Below are 25,929 nucleotides of genomic sequence, written 5' to 3'. Positions count from 1 at the left end.
CGCTGGCAAAATCCCACGACGGATCGGAGATCGCCGAGACCGCGCTCGACGAGGCGCAGGCGCGCTTTGTGCAGCTGCGCGAGATTGTCAGCGCTATCGAGGTGATGAGCGAGGCGGCGGCGGAATGCTACGAGATCGAGACGGGCCACGCCTTCATCCCGGCAGCCGGGTCGCGCGCAAGCGTCCGGGCGCAGGAGACCGGGGCGGTCTTCGAGGCACGGCAGCTCCTGGAGCAGCACGACCGTGAAACCGCCGAGAAGTCGAAAGTCGCGGGGGTGCCCCTGATCGTCTCAGGCGCCACCGACTGGACCGATGTCGATGTGATCTTCAACACGCTCGATAAGGTTCGCGAACGGATCAAGCAGAACCGCAACCAGGAGATCTTCCTCTGCCACAAGGGCGGCAAGCACGGGGCGGAGATGATTGCGGCCCGGTGGGCCCGAGCACGCGGGATAGCACAGGCGCGCTTCGATCCGCGCTGGTCCGCGCATGGGCGGGCGGCACCGTTCAAGTGCAACGACGAAATGCTGGACGACAAGTTCGCGGCGACGGGGGTTTTACTCTTCGGCGGCAACGGGGTCGCGCTGAACCTCGGGCAGAAGGCGGAAGCGAAAGGTCTGACGGTCATGCGGGTTGCGGACCTGGCGAAGAAGGCGTCGCAGAATTGAAGAGAGGGGGTCGCGCTTGGCGCGGCCCTTTCGTCATGTCTCATGGCGCGTGCGGTCGGCTACGCAAGATCGGCAGCTCGCGGCGGCCAGCACCGTTATCCCTCTACCCAGTCCGTCAGAGTGCGGCCCATCCGCATCGGTACGGGCTGGGGATGGTACGCACCTCACGCACACCGAAAGCAGCGCAAGACGCGAGGGGTCGAGACGTCGCATATGAGGCTGAACACCTGCACGTCCCTCGGGGCGTGTTTCGGAACATCGCATCCACGCGGGCGGGCTCCGTCAGCACCCCGGCCAGGCTCGGCGGGACGCGGACGCGGATGGTGGCGGCTGCGTGATGGCAAGGGTCATCCGGATCACTCCTTTTTGCTCATAGATGTGGATCGCACGGGGTCGGCCCGTCCGTGCCCTCCGCTCCCGCTTCGGCAAGCACAAATACGGCTTCCACGGCTGGCCGCGGACCCTCCGCATTTGCGCTTGCGACCGGGCCTCTTGCCCCCGTGCTGGATGATCCCCATCGCAACAAGGAGTAACCCAAATGACCAACCACTACGTCGCCACCGTCCCCGTCAAGTTCACCGACACCGATGGCCAGGAGCGCACCCGTTTTCAGCGCGTGGGTGCGATGTTCCGCAACACCCGCAACGGGGATGGATCGGAGTTCTTCAGCCTCAAGCTCGACTTCCCGGTCGCGGTCTCGGAGCTGGTGATGTTCCCGCCGAGCGCGAAAGATCCCCAGGACTAAATCCTCTGACGAGGATGGGCCGCCCCAAGACGATCTTGGGGCGGCCCGATCCCTGTTCCAGGGATGCCGGTCCCTGCGCGTTCAACGGACGCACTCCGCCCAGAATGATCAGGCCGCGACAGACCGGCCAGTCAGCCTCAAGGGGGCCATCCACAAAAACCTATCGGCCAGGGCCTCCCGGTTTTTGCGGCAGAGATTTGGGGGCCCAAATCTGGCCCTCCTTGACCCTGCCTGTCCGCTCTGTCGGTGGGGTTTGCGCCCGCCCGCGGTTCCGTCCGAACATGTGGTGTTCGGCCAGACCCTCGGGCGGGGCTGGCGGAAGGGACCCCTAGGACAGGTGGGTCGCCCGGTGGTGAGGGCGGCAGAGCCGCGTCCCTGCGGGCCGCGGCGTGAAGCGGACACCAAGGCTGCCTGAGCCTGAATGCAACGTAAGTATATAATTGACAGCCTAGTATATTATCGTAAGGTGGAAGCAGCCTTGGTGGAAGGTGGCAGGAAATAGGGGGTCTTTCTTCGCATGTCTCGCTCAAAACGTCTCACAGATGCGGACCGCATGGAGATCGTTCGCGAGGCTGCGGAAGGTGTGTCGACATCCGTGTTGGCGGAGCGGTTTGGAGTGTCTCCGCGGGCGATCCAATACACCCTCAAAGCCGATGCCGAGCGCCAGACGGATGCTGCCATCCCGGTCTCAGCGGTCAGTGTGAAGGTCACGGCCGCGGAGCTTGCGGCGCTCGACGAGGTGCTGGCCGAGGCGGGGATCGAGAGCCGGGCCGAAGGGCTGCGGCGGCTCATTCAGGCGGCAGGCGGGGTGTTCGTTCCGGACGCGCAGATGGCAGCAGAGATGGCGCGCTACCGCGCTTCACTGCACGAGATCGGCAATGGGGTCGCGCAGATCGCCAAGCAGATGACGCGGGCCAACCGGATGGGGCAGGGGGCTGATGATGGCACGCGTGCCGAGTTCTCCGAATTGCGCCTTGCGCAGATGCGCGGGTTGGCGCGGTTCATCCTCGATTCCGCCGACGAGATCGATCTGCTCCTGCGCCGCCGTCGGGACGCGATGCAGCTGCAGGCTACGGCCGCGCTGAGGGAGTTTGCCCATGCGGCTGAATGATGCCGTCCATGCCGTCACGGGCGAGGTCTTCCGGGACGGCTGGAGCCGCGTTCGGGGCTCAATGCAGGGGCTGCACGTGGCCAAGCAGACCCAGCTCATGCGCGTGGCAGCGGGGCACCGTCCGGCGGTCTTCAAGGCGATCCGGGGCGGGGGTACGCATACCAAATCGCAGCTCTCAAACCAGCTCGATTACCTCACCACGAAGTCGACCCATATCGTCGACAGTAGCGGGTTCCTGGATGGCAAGGCGAAGCTCGACGCAAAGGACATCAAGGATCTGACCGAGCGCTTTGCCAAGCGGTGGGATGCGGGCTTCAAGCCCAAGCTCGGGCAGACCACCCATATGCTCATGTCCTTCCCCATCGGCACGCGCGGCGAGGATGTGCGCGACATCGCGACGGATGTGGCCGAGCGGTTCTTCCAGACCGACGCGGGGCATTTCGACTACATCATCGCGGTGCATGAGGACCGCGATCACCCGCATGCGCATCTGGTGCTGAACCGCCGCTCGCAGGAAGGCGAGTTCTTCTTTCTGGGGCGCAACCACCGCTTCAACTACGACGATTTCCGCCTCACCATGGTCGAGGAGGCCGAGAAGTATGGCGTTCGGCTGGAGGCCACGCGCCGGGTGGATCGCGGGGTTGTGCATTACCCGGCCCGCACCAGCGAAGTTTATGCCGCGAAGGAAGAGGGTCGCGCACCCCGCGAGCGGGAACGCGTGGGGCAGGACCTGACGCGGACGCTGGCGGAAATCGCCAACACCAGAACCGTCTACCATTCGCTTGCCGCGGAGGCCTCCCGGGAGGCCCGCGAGGATATTGCCGCGGCACTCTTCCGCGCAGGCGAGGTGCTGGCGCGCGGCGGGCAGGTGGACCGAAGAGGAGATGTGTATATGGCCGAGGATCAGAGTTTCGAGGATCTGAGAAGCCTCTATGCGGAGAAGCTGGCGCGGGTGCAGGGCATGATCGCCGAGAAGTCCGACGCGGAACGTCCCGTGCTGGAAAAGCGCCTCATCGAGATCCAGACGCAGGTCCAGCACATGCAGCCTCTCGGTTTGCGATCATCCACGCTATCAGACGCCCCCTCGGAGGGTGGGATCTATTCCGAAGCCAATATCGACGCCAGCCAGCGCGAGCGACTGGCCGAGCCCGACCTGAGATCGCGCATTGACGCGGCACTACGGGGCACCGGGATCAGCACATCGGAAGTGGTGGCCCGGATCGAGACGGGCGCCTCAAATGCAGCGCTCGAGCATCAATGGATCGCCAATGATCTCTCCAAAGTGGCTGAGGCGCGCGATCTGAACCTCGAACGCCGCGCCGATCTGGAACAGGCGCGCGACATTCTCAATGACGTGCATGTGGAACTTGGCACGCTTCTGGAGAGCGAGAACGTGCTGCGCCGGGATGGTGTCATGGAAGCGGAACCGGTCAGCGAGCGGTTCCATTATCATGAGGGCGCGGTGCGGGAGATGGAAGGGACAATCCGTCAGGAGATGCGCGCAGACGGCCTGACCGCGCAGCAGATCGAGGACCGGGACTGGGAGGTTGTCTCACGGGCGGAGCGCCGGATCGAGACGGAGCAGCGTGCATATCTCGAGGCACACCCGGATCTGCTCGCACGCCCTGGCGATATGATCGACCGGTCTGAGCCCTATAGGGAGACCATTACCGATGCGGCCCGCGCCAGCGAGATCACCCGCGAGGTCGACCGGATCATGGAGGGACGCGACGTCCGCACGCCCGTTGCAGATGCTGTCACGGATGAATTCAGGGAGCGCTATCCGGACATGCCGTCCCATCTCGCCCGTGGGCTCGGCGCGACCTATGCGGCCGTCGTCGAGATACGCGACACGGAGGTCATCAATCAGGTCCGCCGCGAAACCGAGATGCGCGACGGGCTCGGGTCTGGCACGCGCGACGCACTCCTCGCAGCCCACGTTGAAACTGCGCCGCAATCTGACCGTGCCGACCGCCTTGCAGACGAGATTGCGCGTGTCCTGGACCATGAGCGGGCCGGGGAATTGTCCGCGCCCTTCGAGACCGAAGCGGAGCGGGACGCCTTCCGTGGCGTGATCGCACGGGTGCTTGATAACCGTCAACTTGAGCGGCTCACATCCGGCGATGCCGATGCGCTGGAAAAGGTTCTCGAGGACCGTCTCGACCGGCTCTATGTCGCCAAGGTCTACCTGCAATCGGATGCAGCGACGGCCAACACGGAGGCTTTGCGCCAGGTGGTCGATGATCTTGCCGACACCGAATATGAAAAACACCGCACCACAGACGTGGATGGCGAGACCGAGCGGGGTCAGGTCCATTGAGCGCCTCCATGGGAAAGGCGCGGATCGCCACGGGCGTCCTGCTGGTGACGCTTGTGACCGGGGCCATGGGCTATACCATCGCCTCGGCGGTGCTGACCTACCAGGATCTCGGCTTCGGGGCCGAGATCGACTTTGCATATATCGCGCAGAACTATCTGGCGATCCTGGACCGCCGCCCGGAGGATGCGCAACTTATTCACCTGATCATCGGCAGCTTCGCCGCCGCCGGCCTGATGCTGAGCCTCGCCCTCTTGGGGTCCGCCCTGACACGGTTTGGCCAGACCCATTGGCAGAGTGCGCGCGAGATGAAGGCCAATGGCTTCTTCGGGGCGCCAGGGACCGGGTTCATCCTCGGCAAGCTGGGGGCGACGGGCTCCCGCGCCAATTACATTTGCTCCAAGGTTTTTCCGCATGCGCTGATCGTGGCGCCCACGGGCCGTGGCAAAACCACGGGCTTTGTCATTCCGAACCTGCTGACCTGGCAGGGCTCTGCCGTGACGCTCGATGTGAAGGGCGAGTGCTTTGAGGCCACGGCCCGGCACCGCGCAGCCCAGGGCGACAAGGTCTATCGCTTTGCCCCCACCGATTGGGAGGGCAAGCGCACGCATCGCTACAACCCGCTCTTGCGCATCTTTGAGCTGAAAGATCCCGCGCGCCAGCAGATGGAACTGCAGCTCCTGGCGACGCTGTTCCTGCAGAGCGACAATGACCGGGTGCAGGGTCTCCTCAAAGGCGGGATCGATCTCTTCGTGGCGGCAGGCCTGTTGGCGTTCCAGCGCAAGCGCCCGACCTTGGGCGAGATCTACCGCATCGCCGCCTCGGGCGGGAACAAACAGAAGGAATACTTCGCGCGCGGCCACGAGGTCGACAACAGGGCCGCCAAGTTGATCTTCACCCGGCTGGCCTCGACCAATAATGACACGCTGACCTCTTACGTCTCGCTCCTGATGACCTCGGGGCTCGATCAATGGCAGAACCCGGCCATCGATGAGGCGACGGCAGTCTCGGACTTTGATTTCCGGACGATCCGCAAGAAGCCTTTTTCGGTCTATCTCGTGGTCCAGCCGCTGATGGTGAAACCCCTCGCGCCGCTGATCCGGCTCTTCTTCTCCGATCTCCTCTCGGCGATGCAGGAAAAGGACCCCGGGCCGGATGAGCCGTGGCCAGTGATGATCATGCTCGACGAGTTCAATCGCTTGGGCAAGATGCCCATCGTGGTCGAGAGCATCGAGACCCTGCGCACCTATCGCGGGCATTTGGCTGTGGTCACGCAAACCATCCCCGCCCTCGATGAAATCTACGGCGAGAACACCCGCCGCGCCCTGCAGGGCAACGCGGGCGTGAAGCTCTACCTGACGCCTTCTGATGAGAAGACCGTCGAAGAGCTGAGCAAGGCGGTTGGCAAGACCACGAAGACCGTCATCACGCGCTCCCAGTCCATCGGCAAGAACCCCTTTGAAGGACGCAGCCAGTCCACCCGGACCGAAGAAAGCTCTCTCCTGCCCGAGGATGAGGCGCGCCGCCTGCCGCTCGACGAGATCGTCATGGTGATCGATGCCCAGATGCCGGTCCGCGCGAAGCGGATCCAATATTTTGACGATCGGCTGTTCAAGGCGATCCACGCGGCGCAGACGGGGGAGTTGCCGTTTCCGAAGCCGGGGGGAGGGGGGCCGCAGGGCACGCTGCCGCTGAGTGTGCGCGCCATGCCGATGACGCTGCCTTCGGACGGAGCAGGCGGACCCGACGCCGACGTTGAGGCCGCACGCCACGCTGCTGATGGCCAATCGTCAGGGCAAACCGATGTCACCCCAAAGAAGACTGCGCCTGTCGTTCAAGCCGTAATCGCCGAGGAACAGCGACAGATGGAAATGGATTTTGGGGGCCAGGTTGCGGATGCCGAGACAGTGGGCGTGGATGATGAGGCGCAGATGCGCTCTGCTGTCGATGGATTGGATGAAATGGAAGAGATGCTGCGAGAGGAGGAGGGTGGCAAAAAGCCAATTCACCGGTAGGGCGGTGGGCATGATCTGACGGTCATAGAGGGCGGATAGCTGACCTTCGCTGCACCAAACAAAGATGTCTGGTTCGGCAAGAAGTCAGATTTTTGCCCTGAGTTCCCGCGCCAGTTGGGTAAAGGCCGCGTTGGATTGTTGGGCAAAGGCAATGACCCACGCGCCTTGCAATTTACAGTGCAAGGAAAAGGCTGCTTCTTCAGGCTGGGGGGACCCCATCCTTTTGGCGTGTTTTTCGATACATTTTGTCCAACTGCCATATACGTCTTGGGCGGTGATCTGGAGCTGTGGTTCCAGAGGGGCGGCTTGCAGGATGCTGAGCACCGGACAGGCTGATACATGTGTCTGTGACGCCACCTCGGCGGAAATGGTTTCACACACCATGAGCGCACCTTGGTCAAAGCTTTCGGCCTGCGCGAAGGTCGCATCGAGCAACCGTTCCAGCCACGCACCGGCCCAGCGTGTCGCGGCTTCGGCCAGTTCCTGTTTGCCTTTCGGGAAATGGTAATACAGCGACCCTTTGGGCAGCCCCGCCTCTTTGAGAATCTCCGACAGGCCGACACCCGAATACCCCTTCTGGCGAAAGAGGTTCGAGGCGGCGCGGATCAGCCTATCGCGAGACGTTGGGTCACTCATGGCAAAAGGGATAGCGGCATTGGACCGATTGGTCTATTGCTTCTGTAGACCGTTCGGTCCATTGCGACGAAAGTGAGACTATTGGAACAGGCCGCACAGACAATCTCCATCCCGGCAGAGGGGGCCAGACTTGTCGGGACGTGGTATCCTGCGTCTGCTTCGCCACGTGCCAGCCTGGTGCTGCATGGGGCCACCGGTGTGCCGCAGCGCTTTTACCGGCATTTCGCCGCTTGGGCTGCCGAGCGCGGGATCAGCGTTTTGACCTATGACTATCGGGATTTCGGCGCGTCCCAGACCCGACCGATGCGCGACAGTCAGGCGAATTTCGCGGACTGGGCCGTGCACGATCAGACCGCAGCACTCGATACGCTTGCCAAACTGGCGCCAACAGGACCCTTGTGGGTGCTCGGGCACAGTTTGGGCGGGCTTGGACTTCCGTTCCAGACCCTGCCCGATCGCGTGACGCGCATCACCACCGTCGGGGCCGGGATCGGACATTATACCGACCATCCCTGGAGCTACCGGCCCAAGGTTCTGGCCTTCTGGTTCGCGCTTGGCCCCGTGGCGACCGCCCTTGCAGGCTATATGCCGGGTAAACGATTGTTGCTGGGGGCCGATCTGCCCGCCGGCGTCTATTGGCAGTGGCGCAGGTGGTGTACTCGGCGCGATTTCTTTGCCTCGGATATTGGCGTCACCCTGCCAGAGCCGAATTACACCATCGACGGGAAGGACATCCGTATTTGCGTCGCCGCCGACGATGTCGTCGTGCCGCCGGTTGCGGTGCGACGCTATGCGGAGGCCTTTGCGCCATCAGGGGCCGAGTTTCGTATCTTTGCCCCTGCCGACTATGGTCTGCACACGCTCAAACATATCGAAGTCCTGTCCAAAGAGAGCGCGCCCGTCTGGGCCGATCTCCTCGAATTGCCTCAGCCCGACTTGACCTGAAAGGCCCACCCATGACGGATGACAAGATACACAACGGATGCCGCTCCGAAATCCTGAGCGCCCGCGCCCGGAGAACCATCCTCTGGGCCAATATCACCATGATTGCGATGATCGTGATCCATGACAGCGATCACGTTCGGCAGGCCGCGAACTGGTGCTATACGATCAGCGCGCAGCTTTGGCTGGTGAATGTATCCGTCTATGTGCCGAGCCTGATCGCATTGGCGCTTTTGTGGCGCGGCAAGGGCGCAGGCGTTGCGACAATGATCAACGGTCTGCTGGTCGGCGCGGCCTTTTCCGAAGTTCACCTGTGGCGCCCCTCTATTCCGGTTTGGGGCATCTGGAATGACAATTTCTTCATTCTTGGCGTGGATTGGATCAGCTGGACGATCCTTGCGCTAACGGTCCTGGTGGGAGCGCTGGTGAGTGCTGCCGGGGCTTATGCCCTCGGGCTGCAATGGGCGGCGCGGTAAAGCAGGCAGGATGAACGCATATCCGACCTTTGCGGCCCGGCATGTGAATGTCAGCTCAGGGCCGTAAGCGCGGGCGGAGACCCCCTCGCACCGTTCTGGTCGACGGGGGCGGCCAATCGACGAAAAGAGCCCTAAGCAGACGTTCTCTCATCCGCATGAGTTTGTTTCCTCGCGCGGCGGCTCACAGCCTGCTGCAGAGCGGTGGCCCAGTCCGCATTGTCCGACGCCTGCGCCAGAAGCTGCGCGCCGATCATGGCAGCGAACAGGATCTGTGCCTCTTCCGGTATCTCGGAATGCTCGCTGGTGCCGATCTGGCTCAAGAAGCCCGACAGAAGCGCTTCCACCCCCCTGCTGTAAGCCTCTCGCGCCGGATGGGCGGTGTCGGCTGCGGACACATGCGGGGCAAAGGCCAGCACGGGGCAGGTCTGATGCGCGGGCCGCTCGCGGAAGTAGTGTTCCACGATCGCCCCCGCTTCGGGACGGTCGCTGGTCAGCTTCTGCCAGACCTGCGCCGCTTGCTCGAAGGAGAGAGCGCAAGCTTCGCGCACCAGCACCTCCTTGGACGCGAAGTGCTTGTAGAAGCCGCCGACGGTCATGCCCGCAGCAGCCATGATGTCGGAGACAGACACCGCCTCGACCCCGCGCTCGCGGAAGAGGCGGCTGGCCTCCTCCACGATCCTGGCACGGTTCTGCAGCGCCTGCTCGACAGAGGATCGTCCCATGCTCAGGCTTTCCGGAATACCAGCAGGTTCGCCGTCAGCTCCTGCAGCACCTCATCCTGCTGGTTGAGGGTAAGGCTGTTCACCTGCACCATCCCCCGGTCGGGTCGGGATCGGGAAGGACGGATCTCGCGGATCGTGCTTTTCACCCGCAGAATGTCACCGGGTCGGGTGGGCCGCGGCCAAGCGATATTCCCGCCCGCGCCGATGACGCCTTTCGCAAAGGGCAGGCTCTGCACCAGAAGCTTCATCGTGATAGACATCGTAAGCCAGCCGCTGGCGGCCAGACCTTGGAAGAAGCTGTCTCTGGCCGCGTCTTCATCGAGATGGAAGGGTTGCGGGTCGAACTGCCGCGCATAGGCAATGATCTGCCCCGCATCCAGAAAATGCTCGGCGCTCAGGAATTCCTGCCCGACCTGCAGGTCGTCGAGGTAGAGCCCTTCGGCCGCGCCATTGTCTTTCATCGTTCTTCTCCTGCCTTCCGGAACACCATTGGGACTCGCCAAAATAGATTATCATCGTTATCTAATGGACTCAAGCCCAGCATGGCTGCTCAACGATTCTCGCAAGGAAAGCCCATGAGCCAGACATTTGCCCCGAATGCTGCCACGTTGCGCTGACGCCCCTGGGTTGTCCTGATCTGCGCGGCAATGCTCGTCACCATCGCCATGGGCATCCGATAGTCGTTCGGCCTGTTCCTCCGCCCGATCGAGCTGGATACCGACATCGGCCGAGAAGCCTTCGGGCTTGCGATTGCCCTGCAGAACCTGATCCTGGGGCTGGCGCAGCCCTTCGTCGGCGCGCTGGCCGATCGGCATGGGGCAGGGCGTGTGGCTGCGGCCGGCGGTGCGATCTATGCGCTCGGACTTGTGCTCGCCGCGATGATCTCGGGTGCGGCGGGGCTCAATCTGACGCTCGGGTTTCTGGTGGGCCTTGGCATGACCGGCGTGACCTTCGTCGTCGCCATCGGCGCGGCAATGCGCGCGGTGCCGCCCGAAAGGCGCGGATTGGCGGCCGGGATCGTGACCGACGGCGGCTCGGTCGGCCAGTTCCTGCTGGTGCCGGTCGCACCGGGTCTGATCACCGGCTTCGGCTGGCGGGAAAGCTTCCTGATCTTCGCCGCGCTGGCCGGCGCCATGGTGCTCCTCGCCATCGGCATCGCGGGACGTCCGGCGCTGCCGCAGACCGGCAGCGCGCACGTGCAGACCTACGGCGAGGCGCTGCGCGAAGCTGCGGGCCATTCCGGCTTCTGGCTGCTGAATGCCGGGTTCTTCGTCTGCGGCTTTCACGTCGCCTTTGTGGCAACCCACCTGCCGGCCTTCCTGGGAGACCGGGGCCTCGACCCGGCGCTCGGCGCACGGGCGCTGGCGCTGGTCGGGCTGTTCAACATCCTTGGCTCCTACGTCTTCGGCATGTCGGCCGACCGCTGGCGCAAGAAGCACGTTCTGGCCGGGATCTACCTGGCCCGTGCCGTGCTCATAGCGCTGTTTCTCGCCTTTCCGGTCACGCCCCTGTCCGTCACGCTGTTCGCCTGCACAATGGGGTTTCTGTGGCTCGGCACCGTGCCTCTGACGAGCGGGCTGGTCGGCCAGATCTTCGGCGTCCGTTACATGTCCACGCTGTTCGGGATTGTCTTCCTGTCCCATCAGCTCGGCTCGCTCTTCGGGGCCTGGGGCGCGGGATACGCCTACAACGCGACCAGGTCCTATGACCTCGCCTGGCAGATCTCGATCGCCATCGCTGTCCTTGCTGCGCTTCTGCACTGGCCGATCCGGGGTGCCCCAGTGTCAAGGCTGCAGGCCGCTTGATGAGGGATGCGCGGATGCTGTCGATACGTTTCCACCTGCTGCTGGCCATGGGCGTCTTCCTTGCCGTGGCTCTTGCGGGACTGGCGCTGTGGCGCGAGTTCGGCCTTTCCGTCGCCCTGCTGAGCGCCTTCCTCCTCTGCTAATTCAGCAGATGCTGACATACTCTGCGCTTGCAAGGGGCTGAATGGCAGCATTGTCCGCATAGCAGACTGTGACCCAACGATCTTGCCGCGCTAGGCACGAATGTCAGGTTTGGAGAAGCTGCATGGCAGCATTGCCAGTCGTCGAGCGGCCGCTTTGGGCCGTTCATGACAGTCCTGTGTGGCCAGGTTAGAGCGGTTCGCCGCGACGCGGAGATCGGCCGCTTTGAGCCCTATCTGACGGTTCCATCGTCTTTCTTTCGTTCGACATACTCCTTGCGGGCTTGCTCAACCCTCTCCAGATTTTCTTCTGCCCAAATCCACACACCACAGAATGCCTTGCTCAAACCAAGTCCAAGATCCGTCAGACGATACTCAACCTTCGGAGGGACGACTGGATAGACCGTTCTGGTGACAAGCCCGTCACGTTCCAATGCGCGCAAGGTTTGCGTGAGCATCTTTTGACTGATCCCTTCGCAGGCCTTGCTGAGTTCGCCAAAACGGCAGCATTCCCGATTCGTCAGGATTTCGATCAAAAGCATCGTCCACTTGTCCGCGACCCGACCAATGGTTTGTTCGACCAGGCGATCCACTGCTGGATCAGTTTCAGAGATGTTCAGCAGCTCTTGTCGAAACGGGTCGTTTGTCATGCGCTCAATACTCTCTTTTGGGTAAGTATAAATCTTTTCGGTGCCTTCTTTCCCAAAGATAGCGAAAGAGACATGTGTCCTCCAGTCATCGAAAGGAACACAAAGCAATGACTTTCACCAATCGTACGATCCTTATCACCGGCGGCAACTCAGGGATTGGTCTGGCCCTCGCCGAGGCGCTGCAGTCCAAGGGAAATCGCCTCATCATCACCGGGCGCAACAGGGACAGCTTGCAGGCAGTACTGCAGCGAAACCCAGAAATGGCCGGTTATCGCCTTGATGTTACAAACGAAAATTCGCTTGCGGCATTCTCCGACGCGGTCATTGCCGAACATCCTGAGCTTGATACCGTCATCCTCAACGCGGGCATTATGGAAGCAGAAGATTACACCGCCGAACGGGTTAAGCTGGACGTGGCCGAGCGCACCATCACAACAAACCTGACTGCGCCCATTCGCCTTGCGGCAGCGCTGCTGCCCCATCTTCGAACCCAACCGCATGCGGCGCTGCTAACTGTATCTTCGGGGCTGGCCTTCGTGCCCAAGGCCGCGAACCCGGTCTATTCAGCAACCAAAGCCGCGATCCATGCTTGGACACAGGCGGTGCGCCATCAATTGCGCGATACCTCGGTGGATGTCCATGAGATCGCGCCTCCGCTTGTCGCAACTGAGTTGACGCCGGGCCAATCAGCAGTCGCCGCTGCGATGCCGTTGCAAGAATTTATCGACGAGGTCGTTGAGATTCTCGCGCTCAATGAGGTGCCGGACGAAATCCTAGTGGCCCGTGTCAAATTTCTGCGCAAAGCCGAAGCCGAGGGCCGTTACGATAAGACATTTTCTACGGTCAACAGTTTAGACATGAAAAGGCGCGCTGCTCAGATTAGGTGACTAATTGATTGGTGCGACTATTGGTTGAAGAAAGTTTTCAAAACTATCGGAAACTGAGGATTTGTCCCGCTCTGCCGAACTTCGGCCCTCGAAAATGCTGCGCAATGGACGAATGGCCGGTCCGGTGAAGCTGCGGCGCGGCAGCGGCGTGGTCGGTGAAAAGCGGCTCTGGGCCGAACTTGCGGCTTCCATACGACCCGTTTAGGCAAACTGGGTGACGGCAACGCCTGATTCTACCGAAGACCGAAGCCAGTCACGACCGCTGCAATGGAGCCATAGCGGGAATCCTGCCCTGGCCGCAGCGTTGAACCGGGACCGAAGTGGGGGGCGTATGAGCTTTATCGCAGCATTGATAGCAGCAGCTGTTCTGGGAACTGTCGCTGCTTCTCTTGTCGCCTTGCCCAGACGTCCACTCGTTCCCGTCGTTGTGACACTGACAGGGATGGGTAGCCTCGGTGCTTTGTCGTTGAGTTGGGCAAGCCAGAGCTGCCAATCTGACCCGGCAGGCTGCGGAATGCAGCGCGGTTTCGAGGGCTTGGTACTTTGGGCTGCGGCAGCGCCATTGGCTGTTGGTGTGTTGACCGCAATTGCCTGGCGGATCGTGGCGGGACAGGAGGCGAACCTCAAGGCACGCATTGTCGCCTTGGTCACCATGGCGCTGCTGATTTGTGTCCTAGGTTTCAGCATCACCTTCTGAACCAAGAGACAGACTAGTATAGGGTGCCCCTGCCAACCCAAGAATGCTGCGTGTGACGTAAGGCCGGTTCGGGAAGGCTGCGTTGCCGCGATGACCACCTGGCGAATGTCGGCTCAGGGCCGCGAGCGAGAGCCGGCCCGAGCTCCCATGGTCTGCAGCGCGAGGGGCGACCAGGCGCTTGGCCCCGCGCAGCGAAGGTCGGGAACGAGCCCACTTGTATGTACCGGCTGCTGTTCGCAAGTGAGATATTGGCGTGGCTAGCGGTAGTCGCTCATATGTATCCGGCCTGTTTATCGGCTCGCGGGCCGTGGCCATTGTGGGTTACGCACGCGCCTTGATCTCATTATTGACCAGATCGGTTACGACCAAATGGGCTCTCAGATTTTGGGGGCGTATTGTCTCCGTACCATGCTTTTCTCCTTCGCGAACTCCGTGGGGTTTTGGCCGCTAGATCGCCGCCAAAGCCTCGTCTCCTTCAACCTTGTACTTCGACCCGTAGCGCAGAACGCTCCAAGCGGTGTGGGCCAGTTTATTGGCCAATGCGACTGCGGCCTTATTGTGCGGCATGCGTCCTGTGACCCCTCTCAACCATGGACCAAGACCGATTGCATCCCAGCGATGCGGGCGCATCAAGATGACATTGGCGGCCTGCACAAGCAGCATCCGTAGATAGCCGTTGCCGCGTTTGCTGATCCTACCAAGAATCGTCCGACCACCCGTACTGAACTGGCGCGGCACCAGGCCAATCCACGCTGCAAAGTCCCGGCCTCTGTCAAACACCTCGCCCTGACCAATGGCGGCAACGATGGCCGTCGAGATCAACGGACCAATCCCCGGAATGGTCATGATGTTGGCACTGTTTTCTTCAGACCGGCTGATGTCCTCAATCTCCGATGAGATTGCTTTGATCCGCTCATCGACCCAAAGCCAATCGCCATAAAGCCCAAGGAGCGTGCTGCGCATCCGCGGTGAGATTTCATCGCGCCGGTTTTCCAGGATGGCCTCAAATGGACTCTGCAACCTGTGCCGACCTGCTCGGACTGTGATGCCTTGTTCAATCAGGAATGCCCGGATCTGATTGATCGTGGCGGTGCGACGTGCCACCAGCCTCGACCGGACACGATGCATTGCCTGCAGATCCAACTGATCCTGACTTTTCTCAGTCACCGTGCGGAGGTTGGGACGCATTGCTGCTTCAGCGATAGCCTCTGCATCGTTGTAATCGTTCTTTTGCCCCTTGTTGAACGGCTTCACATAGATCGCTGGGATGATCCGAGGCTCAAAACCAAGTTTGCGCAACATGCGGCTAACAAAATGCGCGCTCATGCAAGCTTCCATGCCAACGACACAGCGCGGAAAACTCTCAAATGTCGGCTGTAAAGCCAACCGCTTAATCTTCTTACGTAAAACGCGCTGACCTGTTTGATCGAAACCGACGAGGTGAAACGTGTCTTTTCCAATGTCGACGCCAATGACAGCGATCTCTTCCAGATTTTCCGATTTCATAGCGACTTCTCCTGTTTGCAGTCATAGGCAAAGCCTAACCTGCTGGGTGAAGCAGCCGGTACATCCCATTATTGACCGATGCTGCACGAAGCGCCAATGTCCGCTCTTTACAAAGCTCAGTTCCGCGAAAACTCCCGCACCAGTTCGTTTGTTTCTGAGCGAGAAGCCTGATGGCGGAAACGAAGCGCTGCCACATCTCTTGCAATTTCCATGTCGGCTACCGGAAGTGAGACGAGATTGTCATGGTCAGGGATCGACGTTTCGGGAAGGATAACGGCCCCCGAGCCTCGCCGCGCGAGCTCGACCAACCAGTCCACGCGGTTTGACCGGTATGCCGCATAGAGCGTATGACCATGGTCCGTGCACGCCCCATGCAATGCCTCTCGCATTTCACAATTTGGGCGATCCAACATGGTTGTATCTGCCAAATCAGCAAGCGATACGGCCGGCAACTCAGACAGGGGATGACCTTTCGCCACAACCACACGATAGGCCTCTTGATAGAGTGGGTCTATGCGATAAAGCTCCTCACTGACCTCTACTGTTGATATCACGAGATCAAATTCTCCCTCCCGAAGTCCCGCCAACAAAGTGTCGTTTGCGTCGACGATCAGTTCTATCTCGGCTTGCGGCACGCGTTGACGAAACCGTTCGACGGCCTCCGAGACTTTGGCATGGCCTATCGTTTCACCTATTCCGATGCTAATCGGGACTCTTTCTAGCCGCGTATGTCGGACAGCCTCGGCTTTTGCCTCCCTTGCCTCAGACTGGATGCGTTCCAATCTTGGCTGCATAAGCTTACCAAGCGCTGTCAGGCGGCAGCCAGCACGATCTCGGATGAACAATGCATCGCCCAATTCGTCCTCAAGTTTTTTGATCGCCGCCGTAAGCGAGGGTTGCGATACGTTGGAAGCACTCGCGGCATGGGTGAAATTGCGATGCTCGCAAACCGCCAAAAAGTAGCGGACCTGATTCATTTCCATGACGTCCTCCTCATACGCAACCTCAACCGCGCATCAATCATAGTCAATGCCTATCGAAGTATAGGACTTCAAGATTGGAGTCATGAGGGTGGCACATGGGACAAGGGCTCATCGAAAACGAACGATGAACCCAAACTCAGGAGAAGACCAATGAAATCCATAATCCTTCACACCATCTCAGCACTCGCTTTGATTTCTGCAACAACTTCCGCAAACGCACAGGAAAACGTCATGAACGATCACACTGCCAGCTTTATCGAAATGCCCGCCGCATCCGGCCAGACCGACGCATTTGCCGAGTTTCTTGCAGGTGCTGCCCCACTGGTCGCAGAAACCGAGCCCGGCACCAAACTCTGGTTTGCTTTGCAAGCAGGCGACAGCCTAGCGATCTTCGATGTCTTTGAGGATGAAGCTGCCCGCAATGCCCATTTTTCAGGTGCTGTCGCAGGCGCACTGAATGGAAACGCAGACACATTAGTAGACGGCGGTTGGGATGCTGGAGTTGTCGCCAACATCAACAACTCGGACGTTCTGTCAGCCAAAGCACCGGTTGATCTCTACAGTGCCACAACTGCAACATATATCCGGCTCGAAGCGGCTCCAGGACAGGCCGATAATCTGGCTGCATTGTTGACGGCGGCTGGCCCGATCGTGGCCGATACAGAGCCAAAGACGCTGTTCTGGGCGGCTTTGCAGATTGACGAAAACAACTTCGCAATCTTTGACATCTTCGCCGACAACTCAGGTCGCGAGGCACACTTTGCTGGGCAGGTTGCCGGGCTTCTGAACGAAAAAGCGTCGGTTCTGGTCGAGGGCGGTTGGGACGACGGCGTGGTCGCCAACGTCAGTAACTTCGACATTCTGGCAATCAAGTAAGTAACGAGTGCCTTTATCGAGTGCCCGGCGGCCAATGGTCGCCGGGCATTTGTTGCCTCAGATACAAATTCTATTTTGCCGCGAAGAGGACATTCATTGGTGCCGTCCGGTTGGCGGTTTTGTCCGCTCTGACGACCTTCACCCACGAAAAATGCTGCGCGATGCACGAATGGCTGCTTCGGTGACTGTGCGTTGCCGCATCGACGGTCGCTTCGAACGGCAGGTCTGGGCCGGGAGCGACGCTGCGCGGGGAGCGCGACCAGGCGCTTGGTCCTGCCGTGCAGCGAAGGTCCGGAACGAGCCCAATGTGACCGATGCTGCGCGTTGCGCGAATGTCCGCTATCATCAGGCGCCCGAAGGCTCTCAACAACCACTTAGGTTTTGAACCGGGTTTGTGTCGGCGCAAATAAGCGCGGTTTGGTGATGCTCCTAAAGGAACATTTTTAGAACACACCTATTCGCGCGCGGCATTTCTCAGCGTTTCTATCACTGCCGCTGCGCGCATTATTACCCCAAGAAGATTAGGTGTTTATTTTTTAAAGCAGTTTTGCGAAGGTGCCTTGGTTTCAAGAGGGATTACAGTGATGTTAAAAAAACTAGCACCAATTTTTATGCTGACTCTGGTAGCATGTTCTGATTCAGATTCCCGCGCTTTCAATGAGGCCATGACGAACATGAATCGAGAGATGAGTCAATCTGGAGGCTTTGGCAGTACGAACTCCAGCTATGGAACTTATGGCGCACCACGGTACTATGGCAACGGTGTCGGGAATACTAACAGAGCGCCGGTTCGTAGCTCATCTGCGATACAACGAGCACCAGTGACAGATTATTCATCGTCTGGTTCGAGTTCGACTACATCCTCTGGCTCGACAAATTCCTCTTCCGGATCTGGGTTTCACTTGACGAGCTGTAAATCAGGAACACTCAGAAGCGGGATCGAAGAGCAGCGTTGGTCAACCTGCGGCAAGAATGCACCCTCAGAAGCGGATGCAAAGCGCGCTGCGCAAGCAAGACTCGATCAGGCGGTCAGCGCAAGAAATGCTCAAAAGGCAAAGGATGCGGCCGCGCTCCGCGTGCTGGAAGCGGAGCGCGCTGCCGCCAAAGCCGAGTTCAACAATCGCCCGATTAATACCTGTGTGGGATGCACTATCCCGCAATAGGGCTATAAGCTAGTTGTTTTGGTCAATTTGGGCTCAGTCGGTCTGTTGATTTACATCGCGCATCCTCAGAAACGACTGTTTGTTGGACGGCTCATCAAACCGGACATCGACAGGCCTGCGGCGAAAGTCCGTTCTGTCCGCACAGCAGACCTTGGGCGTCCTAAATTGCTGCGCAGTGCATGAACGACCGGTCTGGGGAAGCCGCGGCGCAGCCTCGGGTCCGACGATGAACGGCGGCTCAGGGCCGTCACCGTCGGCCAAGTCGACCCAGTCTCGCCAGCTGCGCCAGCATTTTTGACCCCGAGTCTGCGGATCCTGCGCCTCCTGCGGAACCCGTCTGCCCCATGCCCTGCCTCACGGGCATCTGCTGCACGCCGAAGAACTGCCGCGCCCTGAGGGCTGCGTATTCTGCGCCACTTGCGCCTCCGATCAGGTAGCGATTGTAGGCCTGCTGGCTGCCCATGGCGGCGCGGGCAAAGCTGTAGCCGCCGAGACCACTGGAGAGGGCGGGCATCATAATGTTTCCGGAGATCGCGCGGACGATGAAGGGCGTGGCAATGATGAAGCCCTTGGCCATGAGCACCATCATGAAGAAGGGAATGAGCGCGCCGATGTTTGAGGCTCCCTCCGGGTCGCCGAGTTCGCCGATGAGGGCAGAGGAGACACCCGTGATTGTCGCGAACACACCGGCCACGACTATGGGGTAGAGCGCGAAGGAGACCAGCGCCGACAGCCAGCGCGCGAAATAGTCCTTGGTGACCTCGAAGAGGGTCAGGAAAATCATCACCGGTGCGATCCCGATCAGAAGTGCGATCATCAGGCGGGATGCCACGAGGATGAAGGCGGCCAGCCCGCCGAGGATCGAGAGCAAGAGGACCCCGACAATGTCGAGCATGGCCCCTGCCATCCAGTTCAGCTCGGACCCAGCGGCGTTGAGATAGTCCCCTAGTTCCGCGATTAGCCGGTCAAACTCTTCTGCGAAAGTGCCAGAAGGGCCGGGAGTTCCACCACCAACGGAAGCAACCAGCGCACCCGCAATGCTGTCGATCCCGGCCAGGATGGCGGAGGAGAGGGCGTTGAACTGCACCCAGTTGGTTGCAAATATCCCGATGAGCCCGATCTTGACCGCGAGCCAGAATGCCGTGCGTCCGTCCATCGCCTTGTACTGGTAGACCATGTTCAGGAAAACGAGAACCACCACCAGCGTTGTTCCCAGCACCAGAAGCGTGCCAACCGTTGCCGCAACCGATCCGAACTGGGTTTCTGCGGCGGTGTCGAGATAGCCCTGGGAGGTTTCAACGAAATAGGTGACGACGCTCATCGGGGATCAGCCTTACCAATTGCCCGCGGCTTCGCAGATGGCCTTGGCGGCAGGGCGGGCGGCGTTGGCGCGGCGGTCGTAGGCGTCCGAGGCCTGCAGCATCTCCCATCGTTCGCCACTCGCGTGGACCTCGCGAAACATCGCCTCGGCATCGTCCCAGGACGGGAACCGGATCTCGCAATTGCAGCTGCCAGTCTCGACGATGCGCTCAAGGTTTTGGGCACGGTAGATGTCTTGGACCAGCACGCGCTGATAGGCTTGGCGCAGGGGGATTTCTTGCATCCAGCTGAGTTCAGCGGGGCGGTCCGGACAGACATCGAAGCGGCGCTCCAAGGTAGGGACTAGGTCGCGCTCGGCGAACGCGGGGGTGAACGTCAGGCTGAGGCCGAGGGCGAGCGCAGCCAGGGCGAGGCGAAACCGCGTCACTCTCATGCCGCGGTTCCAACTGTTGTCGTTTCGCGCTTCAGAAACACTGTGTGCCCGACATTGGCGAATTCCGAGGAGCTGATCGACACCACCTCCCAGCCTTCTGCACCTTTGGCATTCAGGCTGGCCTGCATGTCGGAAAGGCCGGTCTTACGAGTCATGGGAAAGGACAAGATATCGTATTCAAAGGTTTTCATGGGGAAGTTCCAATCTCAGTTGCGCCGGGGAGGTAGAATTCGGTGATGCCGCGTTTGCCGTCATGGCGACCGGCCTGGATGATCACGTCAATGGAATTTTCGATGTACTGGATCATGTCGGCATAGGTCATCGGGATTTCGGTCTTGAGTGCCGCGATCGCGAGCCGCTGCACGGCGAGTTGCGGGGTTTCGGCATGCAGCGTTGTCATGGACCCGCCGTGGCCGGTGTTGATGGCTTCCAGAAAGGTCATGGCCTCCTTGCCGCGCACTTCGCCCAGGATGATCCGGTCGGGACGCATGCGCAGCGTGGCGGTGAGAAGCACATCGGCGGTCTGGAATTCCGCGTCGCGATTGGCGATGAGGGTCACTGCATTTGGCTGGGTCGGCAGCAGCTCGGCGGCTTCTTCGATGGTCACGATGCGTTCCTCGGATGGCACGTGAGATAGGATCTTGCGCGCGGCCACGGTCTTGCCGGTGGAGGTGCCGCCCGAGACGATCATGTTGAGTTTGTTCTCGACGCAGAAGGCGAGCGCGTCATCGATCAAACCCGCGGCCACCACGGCGCGCAAGGCCCGCTTCTTTTCGACGCGCAGGTCTTCGAGCTTGCGCTCTTTTCCGTAGAGGAAATCGAGTGCGATGCCCTCGAGTGGCAGGCTCGAGAAGAACCGCAGGCTGATCGACATGGCCGAGAGCACGGCGGGCGGGGTGATGACCTGTGCACGGATCGGGCGCCCCTTGTAGGTGATCGAGACCGAGACGATGGGGCGGTCCTTGCTCATCGTGGTATTGGCCGAGGAGGCGATCTGGTTGCCGAGGTCCCTGACCTGAACGCCCGTAAGCCTCTGGTCCAGCGCGCGCATGAAGTGATCGCCCTGGAATTCGCCCCAGCAGGTGCCATCAGGGTTAATGCAGATCTCGATGACATCGTCGCGAGCGGCGGCGTCGATCCGGTCGAGCGAGGTTTCGAGATAGCTCAGCGACATGGGCTCAGAATATCTCCAGATCGCGGTCGACCATCACTGTCACGCGGGCCCCCTGGTCGACATAGATGACGGGTCCGATGGAGAGGTAATCGCCAATGACGCTGTCCGTGGCATCTGCCAGATCATCGCCAACGTCTTCGAGAACGTCGGCGGCAGTCTCATCCTGAACCTCGGAGGCGGCGGCACTTGGCGCGGCCGAAATCAGCGAGATCAGGGCGGCCGACCCGAAACGCTCAGCAAAGCGCGTGTCCACGAAACCGGTGACACCGGAACGGCCCAGTTCATCACCCCCGAAGGAGCTGATCTGGACGGTCTGATTGTCAGGCAGGATGATCCGGTCCCAGGCGATCGTGACGCGGCGCTGCGCGATATCGACGCCGGCCCGGTAGCGCCCGATCAGACGGGAGCCTCGGGGGATCAAAAGGCGCGCGCCATCGACGCTGTAGACATCCTCGGACACCACGGCACGGGTCTGGCCGGGCAAGGAGCTGTCGAGGGCAGTTTCCATGACGGCCTGGATCATGGTGCCCTGGATGATCGTGTTGGAGGGATTGGCGATGACCTCGGCTTGCGTCACGGATGTGGGCAATGCACCGTTCAGCACGAAATCCGTCACCTCGCCAAAAGTGCGTTCAGTCAGAGCCGTTTCATTCGCTCCGGACGTGCCGCCAAACGCGATGGTGGGCGAGGCGATGCGCCGCTCCTGGAAGGCGCGTTCCTCCGCGGCGCGGCGCTTCAGCTCGGCCATGCGCCGGGCTTCTTCCTCGCGGCGCAGTCTCTCTTGCTCGCGTGCGCGCAGCTCATCTTCCGTGGGGCCCGCTGGCGCGGCTTGCGGTCGGCTGGCCTCGAGTTGGGCCAGTTCCAGATCCATGCGTAATTGCTCAAGGCTGCGATCCCGCGCCGTCAGTTCGTCCTGGAATCGTTGCTGTGCGGCTTCCGAGGCGGCTTGCAGCGCCGCGATCTGAGCGGTCAGCGCGTCGATCGCCTCTGCGGCGGCGGTGTCTTCCTCGACGACCGGCTCGGGGGCGTTGCGCAATTCCTCGATCTGAGCCTGCAGCGCGGTGATCTGCGCCAAAAGCTCAGCATTGGGCTCGACCGGATCGGGTGCGACGAACACAACCTCGGGCTCGGGCGGGGGCAAGGTCTCGATGGCGCCAAAGCCGTCCCCCTCGTTTTGGAAGACATCCGGGGTGGCCGTCGGCAAGGCTTCCTCTTCGTCGGGCTGTGAGAGGAGATAAAGCATGGCACCACCCGCGCCGATGACGAGGACCACGATCAGTGCGAGAAGGGGCGACCGGCGCTGCGCCGCCGTGGGGGCGCGGGCACTGCCTTTCTCAAGGGCGGCGAGGCGTTTTTCCAGCTCGGTGTTCCCGGTATCGCTCATGAGGCGGCCTCCGCGGTCGGGACCGCCTCGATGCAGACCACCTCTTCGCCAAGTCGCAGGACCCATTGGCGGTTCACGCCGCTGACGCGGATCACGCCGTCTTCAGGAGTTTGCGTGTTGACCGTGCGCTCGCGGCCGCCCGCGTAGCGGAAGATCGCGGGCACAGGCGCGTTTCTTGGAAAAGCGAAATACGTGAATGTCCCGTCATCCCAGATGCGGGTTGGCGTGAACTCGGTCCGCGCACTGGCGCCGTAATTGTAGTTCGGCGCTTGGGCCGCGATGGCCCGGGTCGGGCGCGCAGCGTCTTCCGGATAGCGGAACTGCACCACGTAGAAGGTCGGGCTGCGGACCTCCTCGACGTTGAAATAGTAGCTGCGCCTGTTCGTGTAGACCGTCACATTGGTATGGACGCCGCGCGCGACGGGCTTGATCGCGAAGGCTTGCCCGCCCGGTACGCCATCGATCTCAAACCCTTCCGTGTCGCCCGCGATGATCGAGCGGATGCTTTCGCCCTCGCCGAACTCGATGGTGGTCACATGAGTGAGCGACACGCTGAGACGGTAGACCTGACCCTCCTGGTAGGTGGCCAAGCGCACCCGGCTGTCGTTGGGACCGCCACGCGGGATGGCTTCGGCAGAGGCGAGGCCGGGCAACAGGGCAATGACAAAAATAAGCGATCTTATAAACAACAACGTCAGTTCTCCAATCTGTCGGAGCGGATGGAATATTCGAGGACGGTGAAGCCGAATGGATTGGTCCAGACCTCATCGATGGAGCGGCGGGTCTCCGGGCGGAACTCGAAGAGAAGCGTCGCAGTGAAGAGCCCGGTCTGGGTGCCGTTAATGGACGTCAGGCGCTTGCGCAGGCGGACCGTCGCGCGGTTGGTTCCGATCCGGCTGATGCTGAGGATTTCCACGTCGAGCCGAGCATTGGGGCCATAGACCGTCGGCGGGTAATTCTCGTTGGCGCTGTTCCAGATCTGGCGCAGCCCGCTCTCGGCAGCTCCGTCCGAGCGGCGCAGGACGCTGCGGATGCGCAGATCGTTGTCGAGCTGGTTATAGACCTCCCGGTCAGTCACATAGCGGAACACCTCCGCCTCGATGATCGCCTGGTTGGCAGTCACCGAGGAAGCGCCCACCGAGGCCTCAGGGAGCGCAAAGCCGGTGGCGGGATCATAGGGGACAACGACGGGGGGCGGGTCGACATCGAGGATCGCAACTGCTGCGGCACTCAGACAGCCGATGATGCCGAATACAAGGCCTATCAGGCCAAGGCGTTGCCAGAGCCGTTCGCGGCGCAAGGCACCGTAGACCAGTTCTTCCTCGATGATTTCTTGTTCAGTCGCCACGTGTCACACCCCACGATCAGTCTGCCCGGAGGTCCGGCAAGGTGAAATCCATGAAGCGCTGCTCCTCGGCGATGGTGGCGGCATCGATCACGCCTCCCGTGCCATCGCCCACGGTCTGGATGGCTTCGAGCTGCCACATGGCGACCAGCGCAATGGCGAGCTCCGCGGTCACGCGCGTGTTGAGATCGATGCTTTCCTTGAGTTCGTCCATGTCGTCGATAAGCCCCACAAGGCGGTCGACCCGCTCGAGCGATTGGCCTGCGTCTTCATAGCTGTTCTGGGCGGCGGCTGAGACGAGCGCGCCGGTTGTTGCCTGCGTCGCCACGCGGTTGGCTCCGGGATTTCCGCTCGTAGCCATTTCCGAGAGCGTGTCCTCGTCAAAGCCGAGGTCAGCCAGCACCCGGTCCATTTGGGTTTCGATCTCGCTCGCGCCAGAGCCAGACAGGCCAGAGAAATCCCCAGTCTTGATCGCCTCAATCGTGGCGAGGATGTCGCCGAATTCCTGGTCGAGCAGACCATTGAGTTCGTCTTCCATCTCGGTGCGGATGATCTCCGGCAGTTCGGCAAGGCGGGTGAGGGCCTCGTAGGTTCTTTGCAGCTCCGCGAGTTGATCCGTGAGAAGGCCGAGCTGTTCGCGGAGCTGCGTCAGCTGTTCGTTTTGCAGGATCTCGTCTTCGATCATCTGCCGCAGCTGCTGAATGTTTTGCGCGATGTTCTGGGTGTCGACGACCGGTACACCCTGTGCTGTGGCAGGGGGTAGGGCGCTGAACTGCAAGCCAACGCCAAGTGTCGTGGCCAAAGCTGTCCTAAAGAGCAGATGTCCCATCATTCAATCTCCCTGATCGTAAAATCCATGACCGCGCCTTCGGCCATGCGGGCGCTGGCCTGGGCCAGCTCCTCGGCAGAGAGGACGCGGGTGCGTGCCGCCTGAAGCCGGATGCGTGCAGCGACGAGGCGCACGAGTTCGGCGCGGGCATAGGTGTTGAGCGCGACGCTCTCCTGCACGTCCTCGGTTTTGGAAATCCGTTCGACGATATCGCGGATGCGCAGGGCGGCTTGGTGGATCGCGGCTGGTGAGTTGTTGCCGTAGAAGGCGGCACCGTGCCCGGTGATTGAGAGGTTGGCATTGGCCAGAAGCGCGGGGTCGATCGTGCCAAGCGCTTCGATCCCGCCGATACGGGTCAAATAGAGGTTATAGCGTTCGGGGATCACCTGGACGTAGGCTCTGGTCTCGCGGAAGGGTGGCACGCCGCCATACTCGAAAACCCGGCCGGGTCCGGCGTTATAGGCCGCGAGCGCGTTGATGATGTTGCCATCGAATGTGTTGAGCTGGGTTGCGAGATAGCGCGCGCCGCCATGCACCTGAAGGTAGGGGCTGTCATAGTATTCCGGGTTGATGCCGAGATCGCTGGCGGTTCCGGGCATGATCTGGGTCAGACCATAGGCACCGACAGGAGACCGTGCCCCAATGGTAAACCGGCTTTCCTGCCAGATCAGGGCTTGCAGCAACGCGCGCCACTGGACGGGCGAGAGTCCTGCGCGGCCAACACCCGCAAAGCCGCTGGTCTCTTGAGCCACGCGGATGATGAGCTGCTCGATGGTCTCAGACGTATCCCCGAACATCTGCGCACCGCCGGGATTGGGATCGATCTCGCCCGTGCCATAAACGGCTTCTACGGCGCGGTCGGGATCGCCGCTGCCGTTTTCTAGCCCCGAGACCATCGCCGGCAGTCCTTGACCCCCGAAGCTGGTCTGGGCATCAAGGATGCGTTGCAGGGTTTCCAGCTGCTCCCGTTCGATCTCGGCGATGAGTTCGCGCACGGCAAGCTTGTCCGCCTGAAGGGCCAAGTCTGCTTCGCGGTCGCCGGTCTCGACGATATCGCGCGCGGTCAGCCCGCTGTCATTAGTCGGCACACCTTGGGACAGGGCGA

General features: G+C 61.2%; 28 protein-coding genes. 12 read left to right on the top strand and 16 right to left on the bottom strand.

Annotated features, from left to right (window positions below):
• The 5 genes from GGQ68_RS20690 to GGQ68_RS20670 form a co-directional block, all read left to right on the top strand.
• A partial coding sequence (locus GGQ68_RS20690; RefSeq protein ID WP_183969313.1) for a DUF2493 domain-containing protein occupies nt 1-668 on the top strand: 668 nt, incomplete at its 5' end.
• 538 nt (nt 669-1,206) lie between these two features.
• Nucleotides 1,207-1,413, top strand: coding sequence for a hypothetical protein (locus GGQ68_RS20685; RefSeq protein ID WP_007120662.1), 207 nt, complete (start codon nt 1,207-1,209; stop codon nt 1,411-1,413).
• 517 nt (nt 1,414-1,930) lie between these two features.
• Nucleotides 1,931-2,524: a helix-turn-helix domain-containing protein gene (locus tag GGQ68_RS20680; protein ID WP_183969311.1), complete on the top strand. Its 594-nt coding sequence runs from the start codon at nt 1,931-1,933 to the stop codon at nt 2,522-2,524.
• On the top strand, nt 2,511-4,844 hold the full coding sequence (locus tag GGQ68_RS20675) for a relaxase/mobilization nuclease domain-containing protein (protein ID WP_183969309.1): 2,334 nt from the start codon (nt 2,511-2,513) through the stop codon (nt 4,842-4,844). Before GGQ68_RS20680 ends, GGQ68_RS20675 begins: the two co-directional genes overlap by 14 nt.
• Nucleotides 4,845-4,852: 8 nt before the next feature.
• Entirely contained in the window at nt 4,853-6,856 is a 2,004-nt protein-coding gene (locus GGQ68_RS20670) for a type IV secretory system conjugative DNA transfer family protein (RefSeq protein WP_183969308.1), read from the top strand.
• 84 nt (nt 6,857-6,940) lie between these two features.
• Here GGQ68_RS20670 and GGQ68_RS20665 read toward each other — a convergent pair whose 3' ends face one another.
• Nucleotides 6,941-7,492 (bottom strand): TetR/AcrR family transcriptional regulator, encoded by a 552-nt coding sequence (locus tag GGQ68_RS20665; RefSeq protein ID WP_138578319.1) that lies wholly within the window; start codon nt 7,490-7,492, stop codon nt 6,941-6,943.
• A gap of 81 nt (nt 7,493-7,573) precedes the next feature.
• On the opposite strand from GGQ68_RS20665, the gene GGQ68_RS20660 reads away from it, so the two are divergent.
• Together GGQ68_RS20660 and GGQ68_RS20655 are read left to right on the top strand one after the other, a co-directional pair.
• Nucleotides 7,574-8,437, top strand: a complete 864-nt coding sequence (locus GGQ68_RS20660; protein ID WP_143972310.1) for an alpha/beta hydrolase family protein — start codon at nt 7,574-7,576, stop codon at nt 8,435-8,437.
• 11 nt (nt 8,438-8,448) lie between these two features.
• Nucleotides 8,449-8,910, top strand: coding sequence for a hypothetical protein (locus GGQ68_RS20655; protein WP_138578420.1), 462 nt, complete (start codon nt 8,449-8,451; stop codon nt 8,908-8,910).
• Between the two features lie 131 nt (nt 8,911-9,041).
• On the opposite strand, the gene GGQ68_RS20650 is transcribed toward GGQ68_RS20655, so the two are convergent.
• The 3 genes from GGQ68_RS20650 to GGQ68_RS24150 are packed head-to-tail and all read right to left on the bottom strand — an operon-like array spanning nt 9,042 to nt 10,447.
• Nucleotides 9,042-9,632 (bottom strand): TetR/AcrR family transcriptional regulator, encoded by a 591-nt coding sequence (locus GGQ68_RS20650; protein WP_183969307.1) that lies wholly within the window; start codon nt 9,630-9,632, stop codon nt 9,042-9,044.
• A gap of 2 nt (nt 9,633-9,634) precedes the next feature.
• Nucleotides 9,635-10,093: a MaoC family dehydratase gene (locus GGQ68_RS20645; protein ID WP_183969306.1), complete on the bottom strand. Its 459-nt coding sequence runs from the start codon at nt 10,091-10,093 to the stop codon at nt 9,635-9,637.
• Between the two features lie 57 nt (nt 10,094-10,150).
• Nucleotides 10,151-10,447 carry a hypothetical protein gene (locus GGQ68_RS24150; RefSeq protein WP_221235663.1) on the bottom strand — a complete coding sequence of 99 codons (297 nt, stop codon included), beginning with the start codon at nt 10,445-10,447 and terminating at the stop codon, nt 10,151-10,153.
• On the opposite strand from GGQ68_RS24150, the gene GGQ68_RS20640 reads away from it, so the two are divergent.
• Together GGQ68_RS20640 and GGQ68_RS24655 are read left to right on the top strand one after the other, a co-directional pair.
• Nucleotides 10,337-11,437: an MFS transporter gene (locus GGQ68_RS20640; protein ID WP_343056024.1), complete on the top strand. Its 1,101-nt coding sequence runs from the start codon at nt 10,337-10,339 to the stop codon at nt 11,435-11,437. The genes GGQ68_RS24150 and GGQ68_RS20640 overlap by 111 nt on opposite strands.
• 14 nt (nt 11,438-11,451) lie before the next feature.
• Nucleotides 11,452-11,580, top strand: coding sequence for a hypothetical protein (locus GGQ68_RS24655; RefSeq protein ID WP_281374916.1), 129 nt, complete (start codon nt 11,452-11,454; stop codon nt 11,578-11,580).
• A gap of 230 nt (nt 11,581-11,810) precedes the next feature.
• Here the strand turns inward: GGQ68_RS24655 and GGQ68_RS20635 are convergent, their stop codons facing one another.
• The gene (locus tag GGQ68_RS20635; RefSeq protein WP_183969305.1) at nt 11,811-12,227 is read right to left on the bottom strand and encodes a winged helix-turn-helix transcriptional regulator; all 417 of its coding nucleotides are present in this window, start codon (nt 12,225-12,227) and stop codon (nt 11,811-11,813) included.
• 107 nt (nt 12,228-12,334) lie between these two features.
• Between GGQ68_RS20635 and GGQ68_RS20630 the strand changes: the two genes are divergently transcribed.
• Nucleotides 12,335-13,114: an SDR family oxidoreductase gene (locus GGQ68_RS20630; protein WP_183969304.1), complete on the top strand. Its 780-nt coding sequence runs from the start codon at nt 12,335-12,337 to the stop codon at nt 13,112-13,114.
• Nucleotides 13,115-13,445: 331 nt separating this feature from the next.
• Nucleotides 13,446-13,811, top strand: coding sequence for a hypothetical protein (locus GGQ68_RS24145; RefSeq protein WP_221235661.1), 366 nt, complete (start codon nt 13,446-13,448; stop codon nt 13,809-13,811).
• 447 nt (nt 13,812-14,258) lie between these two features.
• On the opposite strand, the gene GGQ68_RS20620 is transcribed toward GGQ68_RS24145, so the two are convergent.
• Both GGQ68_RS20620 and GGQ68_RS20615 read right to left on the bottom strand, forming a co-directional pair.
• A complete protein-coding gene (locus tag GGQ68_RS20620; RefSeq protein ID WP_183969300.1) occupies nt 14,259-15,317 on the bottom strand; it encodes an IS110 family RNA-guided transposase in 1,059 nt (352 codons plus the stop codon).
• Between the two features lie 116 nt (nt 15,318-15,433).
• Nucleotides 15,434-16,300 (bottom strand): LysR family transcriptional regulator, encoded by an 867-nt coding sequence (locus GGQ68_RS20615; RefSeq protein ID WP_183969298.1) that lies wholly within the window; start codon nt 16,298-16,300, stop codon nt 15,434-15,436.
• A gap of 150 nt (nt 16,301-16,450) precedes the next feature.
• Between GGQ68_RS20615 and GGQ68_RS20610 the strand changes: the two genes are divergently transcribed.
• Nucleotides 16,451-17,176, top strand: a complete 726-nt coding sequence (locus GGQ68_RS20610) for a putative quinol monooxygenase (protein ID WP_047998257.1) — start codon at nt 16,451-16,453, stop codon at nt 17,174-17,176.
• A gap of 1,410 nt (nt 17,177-18,586) precedes the next feature.
• On the opposite strand, the gene GGQ68_RS20605 is transcribed toward GGQ68_RS20610, so the two are convergent.
• From GGQ68_RS20605 to GGQ68_RS20565, 9 genes are read right to left on the bottom strand one after another with little or no spacing between them, the layout of a single operon-like run.
• Nucleotides 18,587-19,660, bottom strand: a complete 1,074-nt coding sequence (locus GGQ68_RS20605) for a TrbL/VirB6 family protein (RefSeq protein WP_183969296.1) — start codon at nt 19,658-19,660, stop codon at nt 18,587-18,589.
• Between the two features lie 12 nt (nt 19,661-19,672).
• A complete protein-coding gene (locus GGQ68_RS20600) occupies nt 19,673-20,092 on the bottom strand; it encodes a hypothetical protein (protein ID WP_183969294.1) in 420 nt (139 codons plus the stop codon).
• Nucleotides 20,089-20,283: a DUF4177 domain-containing protein gene (locus GGQ68_RS20595; RefSeq protein ID WP_009808068.1), complete on the bottom strand. Its 195-nt coding sequence runs from the start codon at nt 20,281-20,283 to the stop codon at nt 20,089-20,091. The genes GGQ68_RS20600 and GGQ68_RS20595 overlap by 4 nt, the downstream gene beginning before the upstream one ends.
• On the bottom strand, nt 20,280-21,266 hold the full coding sequence (locus tag GGQ68_RS20590; protein WP_093968715.1) for an ATPase, T2SS/T4P/T4SS family: 987 nt from the start codon (nt 21,264-21,266) through the stop codon (nt 20,280-20,282). Before GGQ68_RS20590 ends, GGQ68_RS20595 begins: the two co-directional genes overlap by 4 nt.
• Before the next feature lie 4 nt (nt 21,267-21,270).
• The gene (locus GGQ68_RS20585; protein WP_183969292.1) at nt 21,271-22,650 is read right to left on the bottom strand and encodes a TraB/TrbI/VirB10 family type IV secretion system protein; all 1,380 of its coding nucleotides are present in this window, start codon (nt 22,648-22,650) and stop codon (nt 21,271-21,273) included.
• Nucleotides 22,647-23,342, bottom strand: coding sequence for a TrbG/VirB9 family P-type conjugative transfer protein (locus GGQ68_RS20580; RefSeq protein ID WP_183969290.1), 696 nt, complete (start codon nt 23,340-23,342; stop codon nt 22,647-22,649). Before GGQ68_RS20580 ends, GGQ68_RS20585 begins: the two co-directional genes overlap by 4 nt.
• 2 nt (nt 23,343-23,344) lie before the next feature.
• Nucleotides 23,345-23,998: a VirB8/TrbF family protein gene (locus GGQ68_RS20575; protein WP_183969288.1), complete on the bottom strand. Its 654-nt coding sequence runs from the start codon at nt 23,996-23,998 to the stop codon at nt 23,345-23,347.
• 16 nt (nt 23,999-24,014) lie between these two features.
• Nucleotides 24,015-24,824 carry a type IV secretion system protein gene (locus tag GGQ68_RS20570; protein ID WP_183969338.1) on the bottom strand — a complete coding sequence of 270 codons (810 nt, stop codon included), beginning with the start codon at nt 24,822-24,824 and terminating at the stop codon, nt 24,015-24,017.
• Nucleotides 24,824-25,912 (bottom strand): lytic transglycosylase domain-containing protein, encoded by a 1,089-nt coding sequence (locus GGQ68_RS20565; protein ID WP_343056022.1) that lies wholly within the window; start codon nt 25,910-25,912, stop codon nt 24,824-24,826. Before GGQ68_RS20565 ends, GGQ68_RS20570 begins: the two co-directional genes overlap by 1 nt.
• Nucleotides 25,913-25,929 lie beyond the last annotated feature (17 nt).

Origin of the sequence: Sagittula marina (assembly GCF_014196795.1) — a bacterium.
Taxonomy (GTDB): Bacteria; Pseudomonadota; Alphaproteobacteria; order Rhodobacterales; family Rhodobacteraceae; genus Sagittula; species Sagittula marina.
The sequence above is the reverse complement of the archived record's forward strand: the minus strand, read 5'-3'. Positions and strand labels throughout refer to the sequence as shown.

Coding starts and splice junctions, on each gene's coding strand:
- GGQ68_RS20685 (WP_007120662.1), top strand. CDS start 1,207: ATGACCAACCACTACGTCGCCACCGTCCCCGTCAAGTTCACCGACACC.
- GGQ68_RS20680 (WP_183969311.1), top strand. CDS start 1,931: ATGTCTCGCTCAAAACGTCTCACAGATGCGGACCGCATGGAGATCGTT.
- GGQ68_RS20675 (WP_183969309.1), top strand. CDS start 2,511: ATGCGGCTGAATGATGCCGTCCATGCCGTCACGGGCGAGGTCTTCCGG.
- GGQ68_RS20670 (WP_183969308.1), top strand. CDS start 4,853: ATGGGAAAGGCGCGGATCGCCACGGGCGTCCTGCTGGTGACGCTTGTG.
- GGQ68_RS20665 (WP_138578319.1), bottom strand. CDS start 7,492: ATGAGTGACCCAACGTCTCGCGATAGGCTGATCCGCGCCGCCTCGAAC.
- GGQ68_RS20655 (WP_138578420.1), top strand. CDS start 8,449: ATGACGGATGACAAGATACACAACGGATGCCGCTCCGAAATCCTGAGC.
- GGQ68_RS20650 (WP_183969307.1), bottom strand. CDS start 9,632: ATGGGACGATCCTCTGTCGAGCAGGCGCTGCAGAACCGTGCCAGGATC.
- GGQ68_RS20645 (WP_183969306.1), bottom strand. CDS start 10,093: ATGAAAGACAATGGCGCGGCCGAAGGGCTCTACCTCGACGACCTGCAG.
- GGQ68_RS24150 (WP_221235663.1), bottom strand. CDS start 10,447: ATGCCGATCGGCCAGCGCGCCGACGAAGGGCTGCGCCAGCCCCAGGAT.
- GGQ68_RS24655 (WP_281374916.1), top strand. CDS start 11,452: ATGCTGTCGATACGTTTCCACCTGCTGCTGGCCATGGGCGTCTTCCTT.
- GGQ68_RS20635 (WP_183969305.1), bottom strand. CDS start 12,227: ATGACAAACGACCCGTTTCGACAAGAGCTGCTGAACATCTCTGAAACT.
- GGQ68_RS20630 (WP_183969304.1), top strand. CDS start 12,335: ATGACTTTCACCAATCGTACGATCCTTATCACCGGCGGCAACTCAGGG.
- GGQ68_RS24145 (WP_221235661.1), top strand. CDS start 13,446: ATGAGCTTTATCGCAGCATTGATAGCAGCAGCTGTTCTGGGAACTGTC.
- GGQ68_RS20620 (WP_183969300.1), bottom strand. CDS start 15,317: ATGAAATCGGAAAATCTGGAAGAGATCGCTGTCATTGGCGTCGACATT.
- GGQ68_RS20615 (WP_183969298.1), bottom strand. CDS start 16,300: ATGGAAATGAATCAGGTCCGCTACTTTTTGGCGGTTTGCGAGCATCGC.
- GGQ68_RS20610 (WP_047998257.1), top strand. CDS start 16,451: ATGAAATCCATAATCCTTCACACCATCTCAGCACTCGCTTTGATTTCT.
- GGQ68_RS20605 (WP_183969296.1), bottom strand. CDS start 19,660: ATGAGCGTCGTCACCTATTTCGTTGAAACCTCCCAGGGCTATCTCGAC.
- GGQ68_RS20600 (WP_183969294.1), bottom strand. CDS start 20,092: ATGAGAGTGACGCGGTTTCGCCTCGCCCTGGCTGCGCTCGCCCTCGGC.
- GGQ68_RS20595 (WP_009808068.1), bottom strand. CDS start 20,283: ATGAAAACCTTTGAATACGATATCTTGTCCTTTCCCATGACTCGTAAG.
- GGQ68_RS20590 (WP_093968715.1), bottom strand. CDS start 21,266: ATGTCGCTGAGCTATCTCGAAACCTCGCTCGACCGGATCGACGCCGCC.
- GGQ68_RS20585 (WP_183969292.1), bottom strand. CDS start 22,650: ATGAGCGATACCGGGAACACCGAGCTGGAAAAACGCCTCGCCGCCCTT.
- GGQ68_RS20570 (WP_183969338.1), bottom strand. CDS start 24,824: ATGGGACATCTGCTCTTTAGGACAGCTTTGGCCACGACACTTGGCGTT.